The organism is Methanolacinia petrolearia DSM 11571, assembly GCF_000147875.1.
GTDB lineage: Archaea > Halobacteriota > Methanomicrobia > Methanomicrobiales > Methanomicrobiaceae > Methanolacinia > Methanolacinia petrolearia.
Genome location: NC_014507.1, coordinates 1,814,443 through 1,836,622, shown reverse-complemented (window position 1 = coordinate 1,836,622; position 22,180 = coordinate 1,814,443). Strand labels below are relative to the sequence as shown.

The window sequence follows — 22,180 nt, the reverse complement described above, 5'->3', positions numbered from 1 at the left end:
CTTCGCCCTTCCGAAACCTAGGGCGACCTTCGGTCACCGGTTCGTTTCATGAAATGTATTCTTTCGAACGGGTAGAGTCCAGGCCGGGTTATCACCGTTGCGCAAATTCGCGTAGCGAATTTAGCATAGGGCTGCCCCGCAGGGGCTTATGCCCGTTTAAATCTAAAAATAAGAGAATAGTAGTTCTTAGAGAACTTTCGTCCCTGGAGAGACATCGCGTTTCGGTGTTAAAAGCGATGCCTCGTCGCCTGCCGCAAGGATCATGCCCTGCGACTCGACACCGAACAATTTTGCGGGCTTCAGGTTTGTAACGACGATGACATCGGTACCTATGAGCTCCTCCGGGTTGTAAAATTTGGCAATACCAGATACGATCTGTCTCTTTTCATCGCCGAGGTCGACCTGGATCTTCAGGAGTTTATCCGATCCTTCGATCTTTTCAGCTTCGAGAATCTTTGCCGTCTTCATCTCTACATTTGCAAATTCGTCAATAGATATCATCTTCTTCTCTTCCTTTGTTGTCGTTGTTCTGTTTTCTTTCTGTTTTGCCTGTTCGACCCTCATATTCATGGTCGACTCGTATTCGGCAATCTTTTCGTCTTCGATCTTCTCAAAAAGTATCTCCGGTTTGTTCAGCTTCGTACCGCTGAATCCGTCCGTTACTTCGGATAGGTTGTGATCGGAAATCTTGTCCACGTAACCAAGCTGCTCCCAGATATTCTGTGCCTTTTCAGGAATTACCGAATCGAAGAGGAGAGCAAGTGCCTTTACTATCTGGAGGCAGTTGCGGATTACTTTTTCCGCTCCTTCTCTGTCCTCTTTGATCATCTTCCACGGTGCATTGGTCTGGATGTATGTATTTCCGAACGATGCAAGAGCCATCATCTCCTCGATAGAGGATTTGAATTCGTACTCCCTTGCGGCAGACTCTGCAAGTGCGGTTCTCTTCTTTATCTCTTCAAGGATCTCCTCGTCGGCACCGATATCCGGAATTCCGCCAAGCTTCTTTGATGCGAAGTGGACCGTCCTGTATATGAAATTCCCGAGAGTATCTACAAGCTCGTTGTTTACCCTCGCCTGGAATTCTCTCCATGAAAAATTCAGCTCTTTCGTGTGGCTCGTATAGGACAGCAGGTAATACCTGAGATAGTCCGGCGACAGGCCGAGATCGAGATAATCGTCGTTGGTCCAGACGACATAGCCCCTGCTCTTCGAAAAGGTTCTGTCATCTATCTTCACCATTCCGCTGGCGACTATTGAATAAGGGGTCGAATACCCAGAACCTTTCAGGAGCGCCGGCCAGAATATGCAGTGATGATAAATGATGTCCTGTCCTATGAAATGGGTTATGGGTGCGTCTCCCTTCCAGAACTGTTCCCAGTTCCCGCCGGTCTTTTCCGCCCATTCCTCGGTGAACGCCATATAGCCGATCGGTGCATCGACCCAGACATATACGACAAGATCGTCTCTTCCCGGGAATTTGACTCCCCAGTCGAGTGTCCGTGTAATACACCAGTCGTGCAGACCTTCGTTTATCCAGCCCATCGCGTAATTTCTCGCGTTGAGCGTCCCTTTCAGTTCCGGGAGGAAACCCTTCAGGAAATCATTGAAATCGCCAAGTTTGAAGAAGAAGTGATCCTGTTCCCTCATCTCAGCCTTTTCCCCGCAGATCTTGCAGACCGGGTCCAGAACTTCGCCGGGTTCAAGGTGCTTGCCGCAGCCCTGATCGCATTCGTCTCCTCTTGCCTTCTCCCCGCAGTGCGGGCATGTGCCTTCGACGTACCTGTCCGGCAGGAACATCTCGCAATGCGGACAATAGCACTGGCTGACGGTCTTTTCGTATATGTATCCGTTATTTATCAGGTCCGTGACAATCGATCTGGTTCTCTTATGGTTGGCGGGGTCGTCCGTCATCCCGAACCTGTCAAAGATCACTTCCATCTTCCTGAAAGTCTCGTAAAAATGAGTATGATATCTCTCACATATTTCACGGGGTGAGATCCCTTCCGCTTCGGAGCTGATTACGACGGGAGTTCCGTGGTTGTCAGATCCGCAGATAAAGACCACTTCCTCTCCGCAATGCCGAAGGAAACGGACGTAGAAATCGGCAGGAACGTATGTTCTGAGGTGACCTATATGGCACGGGCCGTTGGTATATGGAAGCCCGCAGGTCACAAGAACGGGGGATTTATTCATGCCTAATTTTTTAGCTATTAATTGTATAAATATCTGATATTCATGAAAAGAAGATATGATCTTGTCCTCCGGTCTCTTGGTTCGGAATACATGGGCGAACCCGATTCCAAAGGCCTTGCGAAATGGATTTCAGGACAAAGGGGATCACGGTGCGATCTGGTTTCTTATAATCTCGAAAAATCTCTCCTTGCCCAGAAAAAGGTGGATATCCCGTGTACGGGTGGCCTTTACTATTCGGCGAGGGTCTCCGAATCGATCGGAGGAATTAAATCCGACTGTCTTTGCTCAGAACCGTATCCTGTTCCGGATGATATATCGCTGGATGCCCAAAGGGTCCGGAAATTACGAAAAGGATGCTATATGGCACTGCCCGCACCTTCTTCCCTCGGGATACAGGATTATTACTTCAACGATCACGCGGATTTCATCTCAGCCCTGTGCGAGGTGTACAGGAAGATGATGCGTGAGCAGAGAGATCGCGGTATAAAAGGGCATATCATTATTTCAGACCGTTTTTCTGAGATTGAGCTTGAGGAATTGTCCGATCCGAAGTTGTTCTTCTTTTCACCGGCGGGCGGTTCGAAAACGATCTCTTCGATTCTTGAATACCAGCAGGATATTGCAGTGTTCCCGGAAAAACTGGATGTATTATTTGAAATAATGCCGGAATACGAGATAGATTCCGTGACCGTAGTTGATCCCGGGGAGAGTGATTATGAAAGAGTTCTTTCCGAATTCGATCCCGATTCTGTTCTTTCGGGTGGTTATTGCAGGGGATGCGGGGCGGATTACTGGGAGAATCTTAAAGAAAGGTCATTTGTTGTTGCCTGAGGTGTCTTCATAATATTTTTCCGCCACCTCGGACAGGCGTTTGAAATGCCTGTTTTTCCCGAATAAAAATGTAGATATCCTGTCTGATATTGAATAATCGAACTGCCCTCCGGCGGCAGGCGGGTGTCCTCCTCCTCCAAATTCCCTTGCGATCAGGTGGCTTACAGGCGGCTTAGATCTGATCGAGAACTTTCCGGTGTCTGAAAATATCACCTCAATATCGGTGTCCATTTTGTCCCTTATTGCATGTGCGGTTTCGCTCGGGTACCCGTACATCGGTGCGAATGCGACTTTGTACCGCCCTTCGTAGATCCTGGATTTTTTAATGCTTTTTTCGATTGCTTCCGCTTTTTCCCTTGAAATTTCCTCGTATATTTTTTCGATTTCTTTATTGACGATCTTTCCCGAGACAAAGCAGTCCCTGATCATATCGAGGTTTTTCCACTTGCTTCCTACTTCTCCGAGAATCCGTGATCTGGGGTCCTCATGTTTCCACAGGTCATAATCGCAGACTACTCTGGCGATCTCTTTTGCATGTTCATCGCCCGGCATGAGATCCCTGGCAACTATCCCTGTTGCGCATGTTTCCGTATCAATTTTAAAATAGTCCGTAAGATTTGAGATCTCTTCTTTTTCCGCATCGTTCCAGCGGTGGTGATCTCTCCATTCTATATTCCACCCGTTTTCTCTCGCAGATTTCAGGTAATCGGATGATTTTTTATGATATCCAATATCCGATATGCTTATGGTGTCCCCTTTCCCAGGCAGCTTTGAAACTATTTTGAGATTTTCCTCAAACTTGCTTATCGAGGACCAGATTGTAAATAATTCCCCGTATTTTAGCCTGTGGATCGCATCGCAGCCTGCTGCATCAAGGTCGTTATGTGTAAGATGAATGATCTTAGATTTTCTGTCGTTTATCGCTCTTAAAAACTTATCCTGATTTTCTTCTTTCTTTTTTTTCTTTGATTTAAGCATCTTTCAATCCCGTTATTAAAAATTAGGTTTAATATTAATATATAACATTCTTAAAGTCTTTAGAAACAACTTGATCTGTGTGTTGATTTGGTACTGATATTTATTTAATCAATTAAATACCATTGAACTGACTCTATTAATTGAATTAATTCTCTAATTATTGTCTGATTGCTATATAGAATAAGTACTCATATGTAGTAACGATTTTAAATGGTAGAATGATACTTCTACTTGTACTGTCATGAATTAGAAATTGACTTTTGAAATTGTAGAATTAAAAAATATGAACTGACATTCAAAAAATATTTGAAAATTTAAATCGAAAGGATGTGATTTCCCGTGATTTATGTAATATCAGCTATATTATCCGATTTTTAGTAACGATTATTAATAAAACTGAAATCTGGAAAATGCCGCTATCTGCGAATTTTCCATAGAGCTATAAATGTCAGCATTTGGTGTTAAAAATGAAATTTGAAGGATTAAAAGAGTTAATGTCTTCTCCGGAACCTGCAGAAGAAAGACTGGAATTGCTTGCATATCAGTATAATGAGCGTTTAAAGGAGCAGGCGCTTGTGAAAGGAGTCTCAAATTTTTTATTCGATACGTCCCTTAAGAGGGAATATATTCTGAAAAAAGTTGTCGAACTGATCCCTCCCGGCTGGCAATATCCCGAGATTACCGTTGCTAGGTTTAAGTACAGGAATTATGATATCAAAAGCCCGAATTTCAGGGAAACCCAGTGGAAGCAGAGAGTAACGTTTACCGATGCGAACGGCATTGAGGGCTTTCTGGATGTCCTGTACCTGGAAAAGATGCCCGAAGATTACGAAGGTCCGTTTTTAAAGGAGGAGAGAAACCTGATAAATGTCATCGGGAGTCTTCTGCCTGCCTCGATGAACATTTTCAACCGTAACGAGGAGATGAAGGAAGCAATCGATGACATCCTTGATATCTCAAAAGAGGTGGAAAGGGGAAATATCAAAAAGAGGGTCGAGACCTCAAACCATTCCGGAGACCTGAGAAATGTTGCCGAAGGTATAAACAGCATTCTGGATGCATATTCAGTTCCCTTTGAATATTTGGTAGAAACTCTTGAGGAATATTCATCATGCAGATTTGGTAAGCGTATAGATGATTCGGCTAATTTCCAGGGTGAATTCCTTGTTCTGAAAAACAGCATAAATAACCTCGGTAAGATAACCAGCGATGTGGTATCCGAGATAGGGCGTATTGCCGATGAGTTTGAAAATGGAAACTTCCGTGCCAGAGTCGATGAAAGCCTCGTCTTCGAAGGTGACATGGCAGCAATAAAGAGAAGTCTTAACAATGTTGCAGAGACGTTTTCCGGTCTTGTATCTGAAGTTAAGAGTTCTGTCGAAAAGATAAATGACAATTCGATGGAAGTCAACAAGGGAGCCGGTGATATGGCCGATGCGACTGAAAAAGTGGCGCAATCCGCATCAAACTCCGCAGTTCTTACCAGAAAACTGAACGAAAGAATCGACAGTATCAACCAGCAGATAACAGGATTGTCATCATCCAACCAGGAGATAGCGGCTGCCTCAAACGAGGTTATGGAAAAAACCGGTTATGTTGTCGAAATAGGGAAGGTCGCCCAGTCCTCGGGGGATGATTCCCGCGAACTTATGCATTCGGTTGAAGAGATTGCAAAGAGCAGTGTAGACGAGATCAACTCCCTGTCTGAGCAGATAAAAACGGTTGGCCGTGTTGTCAAACTCATTAATGATATTACAGGGCAGATCAATCTTCTCGCGCTTAATGCAGCTATTGAAGCTGCGAGGGCGGGAGAGCACGGAAGGGGCTTTGCAGTGGTTGCAGGTGAAGTTAAGAACCTGGCCGGCGAAGCGCGGGCGGCAACGGACAATATCGAAAAGGTCGTAATAGATGTCCAGGCATCCAGCGAAAAGACCGCCTCTGCAATAAACAGGGCCAATGAAGAGATTATCAACAGTGTCGAGAGCGTGAACAAGACTATCGATGGCCTCAACACTATCATAAACAATGCAGAGACCATAAATTCGGATATAAAGACAATTGTCCATGCAATTGACGAACAGGCTGCGATAGCTAATAATGTCTCCAACAACACAAGAGAACTCACGGGACTTACCGGAGATGTCTTCCGGGAAATTGAGGAGCTGGCAGCCCTTGCCGAAGAGACCAGTGCTTCGGTGGAAGAGATCGGAGTTGCGATCAATGAAGTCTCGTCGCTTGCAGGTGCGGTTGTCGTCGATATGAAAAAGTATAAGATTTGAGGGACACGTTCTCAGAACAGCTTTTTGAGATTTGTAATTTAAATACCTTTTTTTTCGTGAAATTTTTGTGCATCCGTATGAGATGCCCCCGGAAAATTCTTCAACATGATTCGGGAAAAAAAGCGTGATGATTGCCTAGTATAATAATCATATTTAAGATATTTGGGGGTATTTCTTCTCAAATCAAATCATTTATTAGTCAGAATAACCAATATTGTATGCTCACCTGCCTCAATAGCTCAGCCCGGGAGAGCGCCAGACTGAAGATCTGGTTGTCCCCGGTTCAAATCCGGGTTGAGGCACTCATTTCTCTAATTTTTGAGTTTATATTAAAAATTGTAATCGCTGGTATCAATCACAACCTAAACGACCAAAACTATTTATCCCCTCATTCTTATTGTCCATATGAGGGAGTTTTATGGGAAAAAAAGATGCAGGGCCTGAAGAGAACAAAAGAGACAAGGCATTAAATAATTTAGAATATGTTTTCGGGGAAGATTTTTTTAAAATGCTCCTGATGAACTCGAATGTCTGGATCTCTTTTATTGATCCTGCCACGCGTGTAGTGATCTGGAATTCGGCGGCCGAGAGAATGAGCGGTTATTCTGCCGAAGAAGTTATAGGCAGCAACGAGATCTGGACTAAACTTTACCCTAATCCTGAATACAGGAAAGAAATAACCGGAAAAATCGACCGGATAATATCCAACACGATGGGTCTTGATAAATTTGAAACAAGAATCGTCCGGAAAGATCGGGAGAAGCGGATAATATCCTGGAACACAAAGGAGATCAGGAACGATGCGGAAGAATGCGAGGGATATTTCATCATCGGCCTGGATATTTCCGATATAATCCGGGCTGAAACCGGCCTCAAAGTCCTCCTGATGAATGCGAACGTGTTTATAATATTTCTGGACCGGGAGGCAAGGATCAGAATATGGAACCGTTTCGCAGAAGAGATCTCCGGGTATGAAGCCGCTGAAGTTATTGGCAGCGACGAAATCTGGAAAAAGCTTTACCCGGACCCTGTGTACAGAAAACAGGTTAAGGAAAACGTCTTCGGGATTTTTTCCGATCCGCAGAAGAGGGAGATGTTCGAGACCGAGATCCTGACCCGTTCCGGAGAAAAAAAGAATGTTCTCTGGAATACCAAAATGATGTATGATTATGACAGAAACCTTGACGGCTATGTTGTAATCGGCCTGGATATAACAAGAAAAAAGGAGATGCAGGAAGAGATCTTCAGGTATATCGGCCATTCTGTGATGCGGCTGAAATACCCTGTAGAGATTATACGGGACAATCTGTATGAACTCCATGAGAAAATAAATGTTGGAGATATCGGGACGGAAGAGATCCTGCTCGAATTAATGATTGAAATAAAGAACTCGGAGCAGATCCTCAGAAATCTCCAGGATCTTAACAGGGCGGTTCAGAATTCTTTCAAAGAAATGCCTGATGAATTGAAGGATTTTTTACTGCAATGAGGCGGATCATGAAAAGTTTACTTGACGAAATATCGGAAAACCACCTGATCCTTGTCCTGTCCGAGCCCCTGGAGCTGAAAAAGAGGAACATTGAGATAATAAAAGATGTCACAAGCGAAGGTTTCACTGTTATCGTGTTAACGACAAACAATCCGTATTCCATTCTGGTAAAAGATTACCAGAAAGAAGGTATCGATACTGAAAAGGTATTCTATATCGATGCAATCACCAGGTACGCAATAGGAAAAGAGGCTGAAGATTCCAAAAACTGTATATTTGTAAGTTCTCCCTCGGACCTGACTTCCATGGGGATTGCCGTATCGAAAGTCCTGAAAGAAACTAAAAACAACAAAGTATGCGTTCTCCTGAATACGGTAAACAGTATGCTTATCTACATTACACCTGAAAATTTGATTAAATTCATTCATTTCATCGCCAGCAAATTAAGAATCTTTGATATGTCGGGGATCTTTCTCGCGGTTGAAAAAGGGATAGATCCTCCGACTCTGGTACAGCTTCAGAGTTTTATCGATGATGTAATAGACGGAGAAAACTAAAAATTTTATTTGGCTTTTCTTGAAAATCTGCCGACTCCTCTTACCGGTTTGGGCGCCACCTGGGCAAACGAACCGCCGGCACTCCTGACATCCTCTATTGTATAGAATGCATTGGGATTGTATTCTTTAAGTATGTCAAGAACCTCGGGAATCTGTTTTCTTTTAATTACCGTATAGATTATTGAAACGCTGCCGTACTGGCCCTGTGCTTCGGTGCTTGTGGTCCTGAACCCCGAACTCTTGAGGTATTCTATAAGATCAAAGGCCGAATACTGGGTAATTATTCTTATAACCGAGACCCCCATCGCCACTTTTTCTTCGATAAGTATGCCTACAAAGTTACCTACTGCGAAACCAAGGGCATAAGCTAAAAATGCAGAATAGTGGCCCATATTTGTAAGGACCTGGCTTATTGCCATAAGCCATATGCTGATCTCGAAAAAACCGACTATGGGTGCCAGGTACTTTAGTCCTCTTGATATGAATATGATCCTCAGCGTACCAAAAGAAACGTCAGCAATTCGTGCAAAAAATATGAATATTGGCAGAATTACGTATGTCTGGACTTCCACCGGTATCATGATTATCCTCCAAGGTTATTTTATTGAAATTAAAGAAAATAATTATAACGGAAAGAGCAGATCATATTTTTTTCGGCAGGATTACAGTGAATGTGCTTCCTTCACCCGGAACACTCTGAACTCTGATATCACCTTTATGAAGGGAGATATATCTCTTCGCAATTGAAAGCCCGAGGCCGATTCTTCCCGTTCCCCTGACGAGGTCCGAAGAATTTCTTATAAAAAACGGTTCGAAGATATCATTTACCGAGTCCGGCGGGATTCCGATTCCGTTATCCGAAATGCTGATAATATGGTTCGAATCGTCTTCCCTGTAGCTGATTGACACTTTTTTGGGATCCGAATTATACTTCACCGCGTTTAAAATAATACCTTCAAAGACCTGATATATTCGATCTCTGTCTGCATTGAATCTCACGGAATCGCTGAGATCGACAATTACTTCGGCATTGCAACGAATTTTGTTAATATTCAGTATCTCTTCAACAAGCTGTTTTAATTCAATCTCTTCAACATTCAGGTTTATTTTAAATGATTCGGAGAGTCCGGCTTCCAGTATTTTTTCTACAATTTCGCATTCTCTTTCAGTACTTAAAAGGCACTTTTCAATTATGGATGCAACCTCAGGGCTCATCTCTGCCTGGTAATCCTTATCCGTAAGCAGGTGCAGGTAGCCTAAAATGGGCTGGAGCGGCGTTCTCAGTTCATGTGCAGCAGTGTTGATGAAATTTGCCCATCTTCTCTTTTCAAACTCAAGAATAAGTTCTTCCTTGTCGGGGAGGTTGTTCCCTATTTCATGCAATGCGACGAGAACTTCTTCAGTCTTTCCGGCGGATGTAATTGCTCCTATTATTATCAGTAATGTCTTATTTTCACCTTTTATGCTGATCTTCGTCTCAAAGGTGGTTGTGCAGCCTGTGTCGATGACTTCCTCAAAATACCTGGAAAATTTTATCTTTGAATCTTCCGGGATAAATTGTTCCACCGGTTTCCCGATATAATCCGACGTTTTTATATCATAATCCCCGGCAGTCTGCAAGTCGAAAGATTTTATAATTCCGTTGAGATCCAGGACAAATATGAGATCACTGGAAGATCTTAAAAATTCAAGCATCTTCATCTTAATCTCTTTTGCATTCTTTTTTTCTGTTTCCTGCTCAGTTATGTCCAGGATAGTACACTCTATATGGCCCAGTGAATCATTGAAATGCGATGAGAGGGAGATTGTTCTTTTTCCGTTCCCTGAATAAAGTTCGAATTTTTTATTGTCAATGTCATAGAACATTTCAGGTTCCAGGTCATCCATATCGATCAGGGATTCAATCTTTTTTCCGATTATCTCGTCATCATGAACTCCAAGGATCTCTTTGGCTTTTTCATTGGCATCGAGAATCCTGAAATTGTTTATATCAAATATAAGCATCCCTGCTCCTGCATTCCTGAAAAAAGCCCGGTATTTAATATTTACAAGTCCTGAAGATTCTGCCAGGTACGTGGTTGTTATCACTACCCATATGATCATGGCGACATTAAGGCCGGCAATGAAGGGATCTACCGGGAGACCCATGTAATAGTAATATGATGAAACGCCTAAAAATCCGGCAATTAATAATACTGACGCCTGCATCCCCTTTTTCGGATACCACAGGGATATCAGGAGTATGGGAATATAATAGATCTGCGGAATGATAAATATCCCCGGGTAATTCCATTGCGTTTCCGGTATATTGAATGCAAGGACACTTACTAATACCGACAAAAGAATGAAGCAGGCTATAACGAAGATCCTGATAATTTCTGTATCTGAATAATTATTGGATATACTGAAACAGGCTTCGTTTTGATCAACTTTCATAAAATATAAAAGATGTTCATCTTACCAGAATAAAGGATTTTTGTATTTGATTTAATGTTTTTTTCAACTTATTAACGCTTGAGAAGTGTTTTTTATAAGAGCATAAAAAGATCTTGTAGATCATGTTTCCCTATGTCACAGTAAATCTTGCAATGAGCGCAGACGGCAAACTCTCTACTATTGAGCGAAAACAGGTGAAGATCTCCGGGCAGGATGATTTCAGGCGGGTAGATATTCTGAAGGCGGAAAACGATGCAATTATGGTCGGGATTGGAACCGTGCTTGCAGATGATCCGTCGCTTACTGTTAAATCACCGGAGTTAAAGGAAAAACGCCTTTCTTCCGGAAGGGATGAGAATCCCGTCAGGATAATCGTCGACAGCAAAGCGAGAACTCCATGCAGTGCAGAAATATTGCATAAAGGTCCGGGGAGGAGAATAATTGCGGTATCCAAATCTGCAGATCCGAAAAAGATTGATGAACTCGGAAAATATGCGGAGATAGTTCAGGCAGGTGACGAAAGGGTGGATCTCAGGATTTTCCTCGCAAAAATTGCCGAAATGGGTATTGAAACACTGATGGTCGAGGGCGGAGGGAGCCTGATCTGGTCGCTGTTCGAAGATGACCTGGTCGATGAATACTATACATGCATAGGGAACGTAATTATCGGGGGAGCATCGGCGCCGACGCCTGCAGACGGAACCGGTTTCATTCGCGAGAATGAATTCACAAAACTTGAGATTGCCAGCATGGAAAAGATCGATTCAGGCGTTCTTTTAAAATGGAAAATAATTAAAAATTGATTTTTGATTATTCAGTCCCTGTACCCGATAATCTCGTCGAAGATCTTGTAGGACTGGCCGTTCTGCATTGTTGCGGTCACAGTCACCCTGTCTTCCCCTTTTGTTCCCTGGATCTCGACATCGGAGCCCATCTGGGGTTCGATACTTTCGGTGACCGTGCTGCCGTCAGAGAGATATACTGTCGTGGATACGGATTCGGTCATGTATAATCCTTTACCGCCGGTGAACTCGACATTGATCATTGCGCTGATCGGGTCCTTGTACGCCTTTGCTCCGACCTGGTAATCAGATGGTATCTCGTCCGTAGCGGTCGGACTAAGCGAGAACCCGGACCCTTGTGCAGATTCCGTTGCCGTAGTCGTTCCTGCCGATGTTGAAGAACTCCCCGAATCGGTACATCCGCACGCGAAAATTAAGGCAAAAATCACCAAAACCAGAAATGATAAGATAATTTTTTTCATAGAATTTGTTATGGATGCCTGGTATTTTATTTTTTTGTGTTTCCGAAAAGGGCATTTTTTTATTCCATAAATGGATATTTGTCTAATTATGAAGATGAACTGGGAAATGAAACTCGGAATCGTTCTTGTACTGGTTACTGTGATTATATATTCACTGAAATTTCTGATCCTTCAGAATCCCGGAGACACGGTGAATTATGTATTCAATTCTCTTGGTTTTCTCCCGATAAACGTCCTTCTGGTAACGCTTGTAATTAACAGGCTTCTCACCATGAGATCGCAGAGAGAAAGACTGAGGAAGATGAACATGGTAATCGGCACGTTTTTCTCTGAAACCGGAAACGACCTGATATCGCTTTTCACCAGGGCGGACAAAGACTGCAACACTCTCTCTTCAATGCTCGATGTGACCGGCGAATGGGGAAAAGACAGTTTTTCCGGTGCAAAAAAGAAATGCGAAAATTTCGATTATTCTGCCGACCTCTCACTCGATGATATGGCCGCTCTGAAGGAATATCTCATGGAAAAGAGAGACTTTCTCCTGCGGCTTCTGGAAAACCCGATCCTTCTCGAGAACGAATCCTTTACCGAACTCCTGAGGGCGGTCTTCCATCTACAGGAGGAGCTCGGCTACAGGGAGGAGTTCAGGGAACTGCCCGGAACCGATGTTACCCACCTTAAGGGAGACATAAACCGTGTTTACGGGAGAATAGTGATAAGCTGGATCGAATATATGGAGTATCTCGACGAGCATTTCCCTTACCTGTTCTCGCTGCAGATGAGGATCAATCCGTTCGACAGGAACGCCTGCCCGATTGTAAAGAGCTGAATTTCAACAATAAAAAGGAATATATCACATACCCCCCTTTTCAGTTTTTATGAAAGAAACTGAAGATGAGATCGAAATACTGATCGGAGGAAAGGCAGGTGAAGGAATAAACCGGGCCGGGCAGGTTATTGCCGAGATAATGTCCGAAAGCGGTTATAACATCTTCATGATATTCGATCACCCGTCTCTGATAAAAGGGGGCCACAATTTTTCAGTAATCAGGGCATCGAAAGGAAGTCCCGGCGGAATAAAAAGAAGATACGATATCGCAATTGCCCTCGATAAAAATACGATAAACCTCCATAAGGATAATTTTTCCAAGGATACAGTGGTAATATTCAACTCGGACAGGGTGAAAAAAGTGGAAGGCACGGGTATTCCTGCAAGTTCCATCGTAGAGGATGCGGCCGGAATTCCGATCATGATAAATTCATGCCTTATAGGTGCCTTCTGCAAATCCGCAGGTTTTGAATGGTCACACGTGGAGCCGATCCTAAGGGGCAAATTCCCGGTAAAAAGCGATCTGAACCTGAAAGTCGCAAAGAGCGGTTTCGAACACGCGGAAAAGAAAATATCCCTGAACCGGGCAGGCGCAGGCAGGAAAAATGATAAAGTCGTCTCGGGAAGTGAAGCCGTAGGGCTCGGGCTGGCATACGGTGGAGTCGAAGGATATATCGCATACCCCATGTCTCCTGCTTCGGGAATTCTTCATTTTCTCTCGTCCAAAAAGGATGAATTCAATATCAAAGTTTTTCAGCCCGAAGGGGAGATTGCAGCCATCCTTATGGCCGAGGGTATGGCCTGCTGCGGATCTAAAGCCGCGGTCGGAACGTCGGGAGGCGGTTTCTGCCTGATGAACGAGGGGTTGTCGTTTTCCGGCATCGCCGAAGTGCCGATCGTGATCGTCAACGCCCAGAGGCAGTCCCCGTCGACGGGTGCTCCGACATATACTGCACAGAGCGATCTTCCGTATGTAATATCCGCAGGACACGGGGAGTTTCCGCGAATCGTAGTCTCCCCCGGCAATGCGGAGCAGGCATTTGTGTGGTCTGCAAAGGCGGTCGGTCTTGCGTGGAAGTTCCAGATCCCGGTCATCGTCCTGACGGATGTAACGCTCGGCGATTCCCTTTACAGCTTTGATCCGGCTAATGTCGTAGATGAAAGATATGATTATACCGCATCCGTTGCCGCCGCAGGTTACGGAGATTACCTCAGGTACAAATTCACAGGCGACGGAATATCTCCGGCCGGGTTTTTCACCGGGGATTTCGGGCCTGTAAAGATCAACGGCAAAACTCATGACGAATCGGGAATTTCAACGGACAATCCTTTGATCCTGGAAAAGCTTGCCGAAAAACGGATGCTGAAAGACCATGCCATAAAAGAGGCGATGGAGAAAGAAGACTGCATCATCAGGTCCGGGAACGAGAAGTCGAAAACCGTCGTCGTCTCCTGGGGCTCCAACGGTCCGCTCTGCAGCGAGGTATGCGGGAAGACGGGGCTGAGATCGGTCCAGCCTGTGGTGCTTCACCCCTTCCCTGAGAAGCAGTTCGAAGATTTGGTCTCGGGTTACGAACGCATGATCGTCGTCGAGGACAATTCAACCGGGCAGCTTGCAGAGATCATAAGAAACCACGGGTATTCCGTCGACGCTATGATCCTGAATTACACCGGGAGGCAGATGACGATCGAAACGCTTGAAGAACGGCTTAAGGAGGTGCTGTGATGGCTGCCGGGAACCTGATCACGGATGCCCCCAATACCTGGTGCGAGGGATGCGGCAACTTTGCAATCCTTCATTCGATAAAGAATATTATCGAAGAATTCGGGAAGGAGGGAATAAAACCCGAACAGATCGTTCTTGTTACAGGTATCGGCTGCCACGCCAAGATCGCGGACTATCTCAACATCAACACCCTCTACTCCCTGCACGGAAGGGCGATTCCTTATGCAACAGGGATCAAGATTGCGAACCCTGACCTGAAGGTCATATGCTGCGTCGGCGACGGGGATTCCTATGCGGAGGGCCTCGAACATCTTCTCTTCGCTGCAAAGAGAAACCTTGATATTACCGTAGTCGTGCATGACAACCGCGTCTACGGCCTTACCACCGGGCAGTACACGCCCACTTCACCGGACAGCTATCACGGCAAATCAAATCCCCCTGACGGGAGCGACCTGCCGTTCAATCCCCTGAAGCTGATGCTCTGTTCGGGTGCGACATTTATCGGAAGGGGGTATACCGGGAGAATGGACCATCTCCAGGACCTGATTAAGAAAGGAATATCCCACAGGGGATTTTCTTTCATCGAGGTGATCCAGATCTGTGCGAGCTTCTATAACAAATCGCAATGCTACGACGAGCATGTTTACGATTACGAGGGAGATACCGGGGATATCAACAGGGCTTTCTCAGCAGCCTCGGAGTGGGACTACAACAGCGATGCCAGAATCCCGCTCGGGCTGATATACAGGGCCGAAAGAGAGATCTTTGAAGAGAGATTCAGTAACACCACCTCTGATCCCGAAGATCGCAGGAAGGCGGTGCTTGAATACCTGAACAGTTAATTTTGCAGTCTCAGCAAGGATTAAATAATTTCAAATCAATCTTCGAATGACAGGAGAATAAGAAAATGGCTATAAATCAAAGAATGGAACAGGCATTGAACGACCAGATCAAGTGGGAGCTTTACTCATCGTATCTCTACCTGTCGATGTCATCATGGTATGAATCGGAAGGGCTGAAAGGATTTGCACAGTGGGAATATGTCCAGGCACAGGAGGAGAGGGATCATGCAATCAAGATCTACAGGTATGTCATATCGAGGGGCGGAAGAGTTGTCCTCCAGCCGATCGATGCCCCTCAGTCTGAATGGGCCTCTCCGCTTGCAGCCTTCAGGCATTCGCTCGAACACGAGCAGAATGTTACGAAGATGATCTACAACCTCGTTGATATTGCAACCGAGGAGAAGGACCATGCCACAAGCAACATGCTCCAGTGGTTCGTCGACGAGCAGGTCGAAGAAGAGGACGATGCAGGGCAAATCGTCGATCAGCTTGAAAAGATTGAAAAGACCGACAACCTCTCGCTGCTCTATACTCTCGACAAGGAACTCGGGACAAGGGTCTATGTACCCCTCCAGCCCACAACAGCCCCCGGCCAGCAGTAATCCCGCAGGGGATCAAATAATTTATAATTCTTTTTTCACAACAAGGTAGTATGGAGGGGCGAGGTAACCGGGACTATCCCGTGAAATGGCTGATCTTCACCGTCGGTCTCGGGGTATTTATCGGTTCGTTCAATATCAGTCTCCTGAATGTCTCACTTCCTTCGATTGCACTGTATTTCGATTCGAATCTGAGCACGGTCTCGTGGGCTCTGGTAATCTATCTCGTCGTCCTGTCGGGAACGATTCTTGCATTCGGGAGACTTGCCGATATCAAAGGCGTAAAAAAGATATTCATCTCGGGATTTGCCGTATTTACTGCCGGAACATTTCTGTGTGGTTTTTCTCCCGGAATACATTTTCTTATCTTTTTCAGGATGGTCCAGGCGGTTGGAGGAGCGATGCTTTCCGCGACGGCTCCGGTGATTATCGTGAATTTCCTCCCGAAAGAAGAGAAGGGTTTTGGCCTGGGTATAATCGCCACGCTTGCAACTACCGGGATTGCACTCGGGGCTGTTGCAGGGGGGATTATAACCTCATTCGCCGGATGGCAGTACATCTTCTTCTTTTGCGTCCCGATAGGTATTGCCGGAATGCTGCTCGCCTACAGGTTTATTCCGAAGATAACACCGGGGACGAAGGTCTGGTCTTTCGACATTCCCGGGACGTTCTTCATGGTTCTCGGGATCTCTACTCTTCTTCTCGGCCTGAACAAGGGACGGGAGTTCGGCTGGACATCGACACCGATTGTGGCCGTATTCGTTCTTTCGGCTATATTCTGGATTGCCTTTGTCGTGTGGGAGAATCGTGCCAGTGAGCCGGTTCTCGACTTCAGGCTTTTCGGCAACAATTCGTTCGTCCTTGCGAATGTCTCCGGTTTTATGATAAAAACCGTATTCACCGGGATAATACTGATCTTTACGCTGTATTTCGAGATCGTCAAGGGCTTCGATCTTGCCCTTGTCGGGCTTCTCCTTCTGATCCCTGCAACGGTTTCGATGATTGTCGCACCGTTCGCAGGGAAGGTGTCGGATAAAGTCGGCTCGAAGATGTTATGCACCTCCGGATGCCTGACCGTAACAATGGTCTTCCTGATCTTTTCGTTGTTTGCCGGTATTATGGGATACATTTTTTCAGCTCTCGCACTTGCGGTATTCGGCTTTTCGATGGGAATTTTCCTGACCCCCAACCGGAAACTGATACTCGGGCACAGTCCGCCCGACAAGAAAGGGGTGTCCTCCGGGATAATGAAGACCTTCGGGAACTTCGGCTCGGCTCTCGGGATCGTCGTATTCGGGACGGCGCTCGAAGAGATCATCGGCATCTCCGGCGGCGAGATGTACATGGCCCCCGTCCAGCCGGTCCCGGAGTTCATGGTTACCGGATTTACCTACACCTTCGCCATTGCGCTCATGATCTGCCTCGCTACGACGGTTCTGACATTCTTTGTAAAAGAGCCCGAACAGGAGCTATAATCGCCGGTATTTGCGATATCGAAAACCAGCCGGAGCTATCTATGGGAATCCGGTATTTTTCGTGCTATATAGTTTTAATACGTGAAAAATCAAAATTATTCAAAAAAACGTTTATGAAACAAAGGTTTCATGGACTGTTTCATGTAAAACCGGGTGATAAACAAATGACCGGACAATTTGTACCAAAGAAGGTGTTTTTCACCTCCGGATGCGGGAGTCATGAGGACAAGCTGACTTCCTTCGAGATGGCCCTCCGCCGGGCCTCGATAGAGTGCTATAATCTTGTCGAAGTAAGTTCGATTTTACCGCCGAAATGCCAAATCATATCCCGGAGTGCGGGTATCAAAGAGCTTTTTCCCGGCAGTGTGGTCTTCACCGTCCTGTCACGGCTTTCGTCCAAAGAGCCTTCGCGGAGGATCACGGCGTCCGTGGGATGTGCCATCCCGGAGAAGCCCGAGACGAACTGGGGATATTTTACCGAATACCACACCTACGACGAGACGAAGGAGGAGGCAGGGGATTATGCCGAGAAGATCGCGGAAAACATGTTCAAAAGCGTCTGGCAAAAGGTTCCCGCGAAAACCATGAACATAACCGAATCGGCGATCGTCGATGCCGACGGCCTCTGGACGACCGTTGTCGCTGCTGCGGTCTTTTTGATGGAATAATTTTTACATGCAAATCACTTTGTGATTTACATGAACAGTGCATGAAACATTTGTTTCATGAACGTTTTTGGGAGAGATTTTGATGTTCGATATAAAACGCCGGTATATTATGTCCGAAGATAACAAACCGGTCGGTGTAATCCTGGATATTTCAACCTTTGAGAAGATTGAATCCGTCATCGAGGATTTCGGGCTTGCAAAATGTATCAATGAAGCGGATGACGAAGAACCGCTCAACCGCTCTGATGCTTTGAAATATTACAGGGGCTTGAAAGAATCCGCCTGAAATGCCTGAATGCTACTATAAGAAATCTTTCCTGAAGGATCTCTCCAAAATACCAAATCCTGTTCAGAAACGCATTGAGAAACTTGTTTTTAATGAAATACCTGAATCTGATGATATTTTTTCAGAATTTGATATCGGAAGGATGAAATGAATGCCCGGATTTTTCAGGATTCGTCAGGGCAGGTACAGGATTGGGTTTGAAATTACAGAGGACAATAAGATTATTTTTTATCGTGTAAAAAGCAGGGAAGAGATTTATTCGGTCTTCCCGTGAATTTTTTTAAAACATTTTTTCAATTTTTCTTAACCAACCCTCAACTTCTCCATCGGGATCTCTGTCTTTAATCCTTTGAGCAGTCATTTTAGGGAATGCATAGTTTGCGAGTTTATTTTTTATAGTGTTGTGATTCCATCCTTTTTGAAGGTGAATTAATTCAGGAATGTCATCTTCATCACCGAATGATATTGATATTTTGAGTGCCTCATATATTGCCTCCCTATGTAGATAATTTTCAATTTCTAACTTTTTTGTTAAAACACCCCACGATCTGCCTGGTCTTGAGTTTACAATTTTTATTTTATCAGCATAGCTTTGAACATCTCTATCATATATATGAACTTCAGGAAGTCCCAAACCTTGTAAATAATTATTTTCAACCCAGTGTTTAAGTGTTCCACCGCCTAGAAGAACAAAAGCAATCCTTGAATCATTGTCCAAATTTAAAATTGTTGGATCATCTACATTAAGGGCTCTACTTAGGCATTTGAAAGCAGTTATGTCAGTAGGTCCTTCAACACATAGCAATACCTTCACCAGATCTTTATTTTTAATATCAGGAAGTACACCCAAATCTTCTCCGATATTCTCTATTGTTTTCTGGTCACCTTCATCAAGAGAGATTATCTCAGGTTGAATATCCTTTCCTTTTTTTATGTAAATAAAACTATCAACAGGTAAGTAACTAGCAAAACTTGGACTATGGGTTGTCAGTATTACCTGACAACCATTTTCTGCTGCTAAATCCTTAAATGAATCTAAAAGAATACGCTGATTGTCTGGATGTTGTGAGGTTTCTGGTTCTTCAATTGCGTATATAATACTCTGATTATTATTTTCAGACTTTTGTCTTTCAGCTTCAGCACGAAAAAAGCTAACTAGTATTAATCGTCGAACACCACTCCCACGTTTATTAACCGAAATTCCTTTATCATCTTTGAGAACAAGAGAAAAAACCCCTGCCCATTTTGGATCTGCTTTAAATTCTGGTTTTAATTCATCTGCTAATTCAGCATCTATTTTCTTTAATGCTTCCTGAGTTCTTTCAGCCAATTCAACGGCTTTTATTTTTACTGCATCTTGAACTTCATTAAGCTTAGTTTGAATACTTGGATCTGAAAGAGCTGTGGTAATAGCAATTTTCATTGGATCTTGAACTTCTGGATCTGAATCACGACTATTACGATCGCTTTGAAAAAGGGCATAAATGGGGAGAGATTCATTGATTTTGTCCCAGATTGTTTTACTGTCTTCTTTCGTCACTGGAATTTCAGTATAAGCGGTATTTAAATTTGGACAAGATTTCCAAATAGCGTGTCTAATTGAAGGTTTACTACTTAGGTTGATTCCCTCTTTTGGGATGCTTAGGTCATCAAGTCGCTTTTTGAGTTCAGTAATTTTTAGCTCAAGCAGATCTTCATAGTTTTTTGTCGTGGGATGACATGAACAAATAAAAATTTCTTCTTTTGGCTTTGCAGAAGTACATTTAAAAATTTTCTTAATACGTAAGGTTTTATCGGCAGTTAAGAGATATTCTTTGGGTAATGTGGTATAGGCGTTTGAATCAATTATGATTTCATCTGGAACATCATCAAATTCACAAGTTATTTCCACAATCTTTTCCGAAGCTGATAAATGGCAATCTTCTGAATCAATTTTTACTGAATCGTTATTAAAAAAAATTTCAAGTGCTTCTAAAACACTTGATTTGCCAATATCATTTTTTCCAATTATAGTTGTTAAATCTTGAATTTGAATGGTTTTTTCATCCAAATAACATCGAAAATTTTTAAGAGTAACTGATATTAGTTTCATTTTAACCCCCCTATTATGAGTTACACTAACAATAGGAATAAACAAAAATAGTTTAGAATAAGGCTTAATTCTTTCTAAATAATAATATGTTATATTATTAGAGTACTGGTTGAAGGGCTATAATTAAATCCTGAATCAGGCATTATTTCACAAAAAATAAGCTCATGATTGATAAATCATTCAAAAAAAAGAAAAGAAATCAATAACTTCTTCCGACAACAGCCTGCTTCGAAGGCTTGCCGCAGATTATACATTTTCCTTCGGACTTCCTGATAAATTCCGACCTGATTTCGTCGCCGAGGACACTGACATCGTATCTTTTCTCGATCTCCTTTGCGCATTCCTCGCAGCCGCACCACTGTACGATCGCAATTCCCGACTCTACTGCCTCTTTGATCTCGTCGGGCTCTTCGACTATTTTGATCTGGCTGCGGATTCTTTCGACGGCTCTCGACTTCAGCTGCTCTTTGAACTGATCCATAAACGCCCTGACGCCTTCCTTTAGGTTTTCACGCGGGATGCTCGTCTTCTCCCCGAACCTGTCGGCGGCCATCACGACGCCGTTCTCAAGATCTCTCGGTCCTATTTCGAGCCTGAGAGGTGTTCCACGCATCTCCCAGTGGTAATATTTGGCGCCCGGTCTGAGTGGTCTGTCGTCGATTTTGACTCTCAGCCCTGCGGCTTTCATCTCCGCTTCGATATCCTTCGCAGCCTGCGTTACCTCTTCGGCCATCTTCTTCATTATAATCGGGACGATAACGACCTGAACAGGAGCGATCTCGGGGGGAAGAACAAGACCCTTGTCGTCGCCGTGAATAGAGATCAAGGCGGCGATGCACCTCTCCGAGATCCCGTAGCAGGTCTGGAAGGCATACTGCTGCTCCCCGTTCTCATCCTCGTAACAGATCTCGAAGGTCTTTGCGAAGTTGTCGCCAAGATGGTGTGCGGTCCCTACCTGGAGCGTTCGTCCGTCCGGCATCACCGCATCCGCAGCGATAGTATAATCCGCACCGGGGAATTTGTCCCAGTCCGGCCTCTTCGACATAATCACCGGGACGCAAAGCCTTTCGTAGAACTCCTTATACAGGGCGATTGCATCCTCCACCTGCTCCTTCGCCTCCTCCCATGTCGCATGAACGGTATGGGCCTCCTTGAAGGACGTAATCTCCCGGAGACGGATGAGAGGCCTCGTGTGCTTCGTCTCGTAGCGGAACGTATTCACGATCTGGTAGAGCTTGATCGGGAGATCCGCATGGGACCTGACCCATAACGCATACATCGGGTAGATTGCAGTCTCGCTCGTGGGGCGAAGTGCCAAGGGAACGTCGAGCTTGCTGAGCCCTCCGTTCGTCACCCAGTAGACCTCCTCTTCAAACCCTTTGATATGCTCCGCCTCCTTCATGAATTCATATTCCGGAATTAAGAGCGGAAAGAGAGTCTCTTCGTGATCCCTGTCGAGAAGTTCCCTCAGTATGCCGTAAGTCGCCTTCCTTATCGCAAAACCGTGCGGGAACCAGACATAAAGTCCCTTTACGGGATACCTGACATCCATTATCTCGGCCCGCCAGAGTATCTCGTTATACCATTCGCTAAAATTATTCTTTGAGGGCAATGAACCGCTGTCTTCAGACAT

The 22,180-nt window shown here is 44.6% G+C and carries 20 protein-coding genes and 1 tRNA gene; 14 read left to right on the top strand and 7 right to left on the bottom strand.

What is annotated here, in order from left to right:
* Positions 1-186: 186 nt before the first annotated feature.
* Positions 187-2,223 (bottom strand): methionine--tRNA ligase, encoded by a 2,037-nt coding sequence (metG, locus tag MPET_RS09155; RefSeq protein ID WP_394295959.1) that lies wholly within the window; start codon positions 2,221-2,223, stop codon positions 187-189.
* A gap of 15 nt (positions 2,224-2,238) precedes the next feature.
* Here metG and MPET_RS09150 point away from each other — a divergent pair, with 15 nt between their 5' ends.
* Positions 2,239-3,027 carry a hypothetical protein gene (locus tag MPET_RS09150; protein WP_013329738.1) on the top strand — a complete coding sequence of 263 codons (789 nt, stop codon included), beginning with the start codon at positions 2,239-2,241 and terminating at the stop codon, positions 3,025-3,027.
* Here MPET_RS09150 and MPET_RS09145 read toward each other — a convergent pair.
* Complete coding sequence (locus MPET_RS09145; RefSeq protein ID WP_013329737.1) at positions 3,010-4,005, bottom strand: DHH family phosphoesterase; 996 nt, start codon at positions 4,003-4,005, stop codon at positions 3,010-3,012. The genes MPET_RS09150 and MPET_RS09145 overlap by 18 nt on opposite strands.
* 467 nt (positions 4,006-4,472) lie before the next feature.
* On the opposite strand from MPET_RS09145, the gene MPET_RS09140 reads away from it, so the two are divergent.
* From MPET_RS09140 to MPET_RS09125, 4 genes are all read left to right on the top strand, one after another.
* Complete coding sequence (locus MPET_RS09140; protein WP_148222213.1) at positions 4,473-6,284, top strand: methyl-accepting chemotaxis protein; 1,812 nt, start codon at positions 4,473-4,475, stop codon at positions 6,282-6,284.
* A 228-nt stretch (positions 6,285-6,512) separates the two neighbouring features.
* Positions 6,513-6,586: transfer RNA gene (locus tag MPET_RS09135), tRNA-Phe, on the top strand.
* 116 nt (positions 6,587-6,702) lie between these two features.
* Complete coding sequence (locus tag MPET_RS09130) at positions 6,703-7,773, top strand: PAS domain-containing protein (protein WP_013329735.1); 1,071 nt, start codon at positions 6,703-6,705, stop codon at positions 7,771-7,773.
* A gap of 8 nt (positions 7,774-7,781) precedes the next feature.
* Complete coding sequence (locus MPET_RS09125) at positions 7,782-8,330, top strand: DUF7504 family protein (RefSeq protein ID WP_013329734.1); 549 nt, start codon at positions 7,782-7,784, stop codon at positions 8,328-8,330.
* A 5-nt stretch (positions 8,331-8,335) separates the two neighbouring features.
* On the opposite strand, the gene MPET_RS09120 is transcribed toward MPET_RS09125, so the two are convergent.
* Together MPET_RS09120 and MPET_RS09115 are read right to left on the bottom strand one after the other, a co-directional pair.
* Positions 8,336-8,911, bottom strand: a complete 576-nt coding sequence (locus MPET_RS09120) for a DUF2179 domain-containing protein (protein ID WP_013329733.1) — start codon at positions 8,909-8,911, stop codon at positions 8,336-8,338.
* A gap of 61 nt (positions 8,912-8,972) precedes the next feature.
* A complete protein-coding gene (locus MPET_RS09115; RefSeq protein WP_013329732.1) occupies positions 8,973-10,766 on the bottom strand; it encodes a sensor histidine kinase in 1,794 nt (597 codons plus the stop codon).
* Positions 10,767-10,888: 122 nt separating this feature from the next.
* Here MPET_RS09115 and MPET_RS09110 point away from each other — a divergent pair, with 122 nt between their 5' ends.
* Positions 10,889-11,569, top strand: a complete 681-nt coding sequence (locus MPET_RS09110; RefSeq protein ID WP_013329731.1) for a 2,5-diamino-6-(ribosylamino)-4(3H)-pyrimidinone 5'-phosphate reductase — start codon at positions 10,889-10,891, stop codon at positions 11,567-11,569.
* Positions 11,570-11,580: 11 nt separating this feature from the next.
* On the opposite strand, the gene MPET_RS09105 is transcribed toward MPET_RS09110, so the two are convergent.
* Complete coding sequence (locus tag MPET_RS09105; RefSeq protein WP_013329730.1) at positions 11,581-12,030, bottom strand: hypothetical protein; 450 nt, start codon at positions 12,028-12,030, stop codon at positions 11,581-11,583.
* 88 nt (positions 12,031-12,118) lie between these two features.
* Between MPET_RS09105 and MPET_RS09100 the strand changes: the two genes are divergently transcribed.
* The 8 genes from MPET_RS09100 to MPET_RS15705 all read left to right on the top strand — a co-directional run bounded on the left by MPET_RS09100 (position 12,119) and on the right by MPET_RS15705 (position 18,729).
* Positions 12,119-12,859, top strand: coding sequence for a hypothetical protein (locus tag MPET_RS09100; protein ID WP_013329729.1), 741 nt, complete (start codon positions 12,119-12,121; stop codon positions 12,857-12,859).
* Between the two features lie 49 nt (positions 12,860-12,908).
* Positions 12,909-14,585, top strand: a complete 1,677-nt coding sequence (locus MPET_RS09095) for a 2-oxoacid:acceptor oxidoreductase family protein (RefSeq protein WP_013329728.1) — start codon at positions 12,909-12,911, stop codon at positions 14,583-14,585.
* Positions 14,585-15,427 (top strand): thiamine pyrophosphate-dependent enzyme, encoded by an 843-nt coding sequence (locus tag MPET_RS09090; RefSeq protein ID WP_013329727.1) that lies wholly within the window; start codon positions 14,585-14,587, stop codon positions 15,425-15,427. Before MPET_RS09095 ends, MPET_RS09090 begins: the two co-directional genes overlap by 1 nt.
* Before the next feature lie 65 nt (positions 15,428-15,492).
* Entirely contained in the window at positions 15,493-16,029 is a 537-nt protein-coding gene (locus MPET_RS09085; RefSeq protein ID WP_013329726.1) for a ferritin, read from the top strand.
* A 50-nt stretch (positions 16,030-16,079) separates the two neighbouring features.
* Complete coding sequence (locus tag MPET_RS09080) at positions 16,080-17,501, top strand: MFS transporter (protein WP_013329725.1); 1,422 nt, start codon at positions 16,080-16,082, stop codon at positions 17,499-17,501.
* Between the two features lie 164 nt (positions 17,502-17,665).
* Positions 17,666-18,169, top strand: a complete 504-nt coding sequence (locus tag MPET_RS09075; protein WP_048130804.1) for a pyruvoyl-dependent arginine decarboxylase — start codon at positions 17,666-17,668, stop codon at positions 18,167-18,169.
* A gap of 82 nt (positions 18,170-18,251) precedes the next feature.
* Positions 18,252-18,455, top strand: coding sequence for a hypothetical protein (locus MPET_RS09070; protein ID WP_013329723.1), 204 nt, complete (start codon positions 18,252-18,254; stop codon positions 18,453-18,455).
* Positions 18,456-18,606: 151 nt separating this feature from the next.
* Positions 18,607-18,729 carry a type II toxin-antitoxin system RelE family toxin gene (locus tag MPET_RS15705; protein WP_013329721.1) on the top strand — a complete coding sequence of 41 codons (123 nt, stop codon included), beginning with the start codon at positions 18,607-18,609 and terminating at the stop codon, positions 18,727-18,729.
* Between the two features lie 6 nt (positions 18,730-18,735).
* On the opposite strand, the gene MPET_RS09060 is transcribed toward MPET_RS15705, so the two are convergent.
* Positions 18,736-20,547 carry an ATP-binding protein gene (locus MPET_RS09060; protein ID WP_013329720.1) on the bottom strand — a complete coding sequence of 604 codons (1,812 nt, stop codon included), beginning with the start codon at positions 20,545-20,547 and terminating at the stop codon, positions 18,736-18,738.
* Positions 20,548-20,746: 199 nt separating this feature from the next.
* A complete protein-coding gene (gene proS / locus MPET_RS09055) occupies positions 20,747-22,180 on the bottom strand; it encodes a proline--tRNA ligase (RefSeq protein ID WP_013329719.1) in 1,434 nt (477 codons plus the stop codon).

What these genes read in the sequence shown, in the direction of transcription:
- MPET_RS09085 (WP_013329726.1), top strand. Translation starts at nt 15,493, where the DNA reads ATGGCTATAAATCAAAGAATGGAACAGGCATTGAACGACCAGATCAAG.
- MPET_RS09150 (WP_013329738.1), top strand. Translation starts at nt 2,239, where the DNA reads ATGAAAAGAAGATATGATCTTGTCCTCCGGTCTCTTGGTTCGGAATAC.
- MPET_RS15705 (WP_013329721.1), top strand. Translation starts at nt 18,607, where the DNA reads ATGCCCGGATTTTTCAGGATTCGTCAGGGCAGGTACAGGATTGGGTTT.
- MPET_RS09145 (WP_013329737.1), bottom strand. Translation starts at nt 4,005, where the DNA reads ATGCTTAAATCAAAGAAAAAAAAGAAAGAAGAAAATCAGGATAAGTTT.
- proS (WP_013329719.1), bottom strand. Translation starts at nt 22,180, where the DNA reads ATGTCTGAAGACAGCGGTTCATTGCCCTCAAAGAATAATTTTAGCGAA.
- MPET_RS09100 (WP_013329729.1), top strand. Translation starts at nt 12,119, where the DNA reads ATGAAGATGAACTGGGAAATGAAACTCGGAATCGTTCTTGTACTGGTT.
- MPET_RS09060 (WP_013329720.1), bottom strand. Translation starts at nt 20,547, where the DNA reads ATGAAACTAATATCAGTTACTCTTAAAAATTTTCGATGTTATTTGGAT.
- MPET_RS09110 (WP_013329731.1), top strand. Translation starts at nt 10,889, where the DNA reads ATGTTTCCCTATGTCACAGTAAATCTTGCAATGAGCGCAGACGGCAAA.
- MPET_RS09070 (WP_013329723.1), top strand. Translation starts at nt 18,252, where the DNA reads ATGTTCGATATAAAACGCCGGTATATTATGTCCGAAGATAACAAACCG.
- MPET_RS09115 (WP_013329732.1), bottom strand. Translation starts at nt 10,766, where the DNA reads ATGAAAGTTGATCAAAACGAAGCCTGTTTCAGTATATCCAATAATTAT.
- MPET_RS09095 (WP_013329728.1), top strand. Translation starts at nt 12,909, where the DNA reads ATGAAAGAAACTGAAGATGAGATCGAAATACTGATCGGAGGAAAGGCA.
- MPET_RS09125 (WP_013329734.1), top strand. Translation starts at nt 7,782, where the DNA reads ATGAAAAGTTTACTTGACGAAATATCGGAAAACCACCTGATCCTTGTC.
- MPET_RS09075 (WP_048130804.1), top strand. Translation starts at nt 17,666, where the DNA reads ATGACCGGACAATTTGTACCAAAGAAGGTGTTTTTCACCTCCGGATGC.
- MPET_RS09105 (WP_013329730.1), bottom strand. Translation starts at nt 12,030, where the DNA reads ATGAAAAAAATTATCTTATCATTTCTGGTTTTGGTGATTTTTGCCTTA.
- MPET_RS09120 (WP_013329733.1), bottom strand. Translation starts at nt 8,911, where the DNA reads ATGATACCGGTGGAAGTCCAGACATACGTAATTCTGCCAATATTCATA.
- MPET_RS09080 (WP_013329725.1), top strand. Translation starts at nt 16,080, where the DNA reads ATGGAGGGGCGAGGTAACCGGGACTATCCCGTGAAATGGCTGATCTTC.
- MPET_RS09140 (WP_148222213.1), top strand. Translation starts at nt 4,473, where the DNA reads ATGAAATTTGAAGGATTAAAAGAGTTAATGTCTTCTCCGGAACCTGCA.
- MPET_RS09130 (WP_013329735.1), top strand. Translation starts at nt 6,703, where the DNA reads ATGGGAAAAAAAGATGCAGGGCCTGAAGAGAACAAAAGAGACAAGGCA.
- MPET_RS09090 (WP_013329727.1), top strand. Translation starts at nt 14,585, where the DNA reads ATGGCTGCCGGGAACCTGATCACGGATGCCCCCAATACCTGGTGCGAG.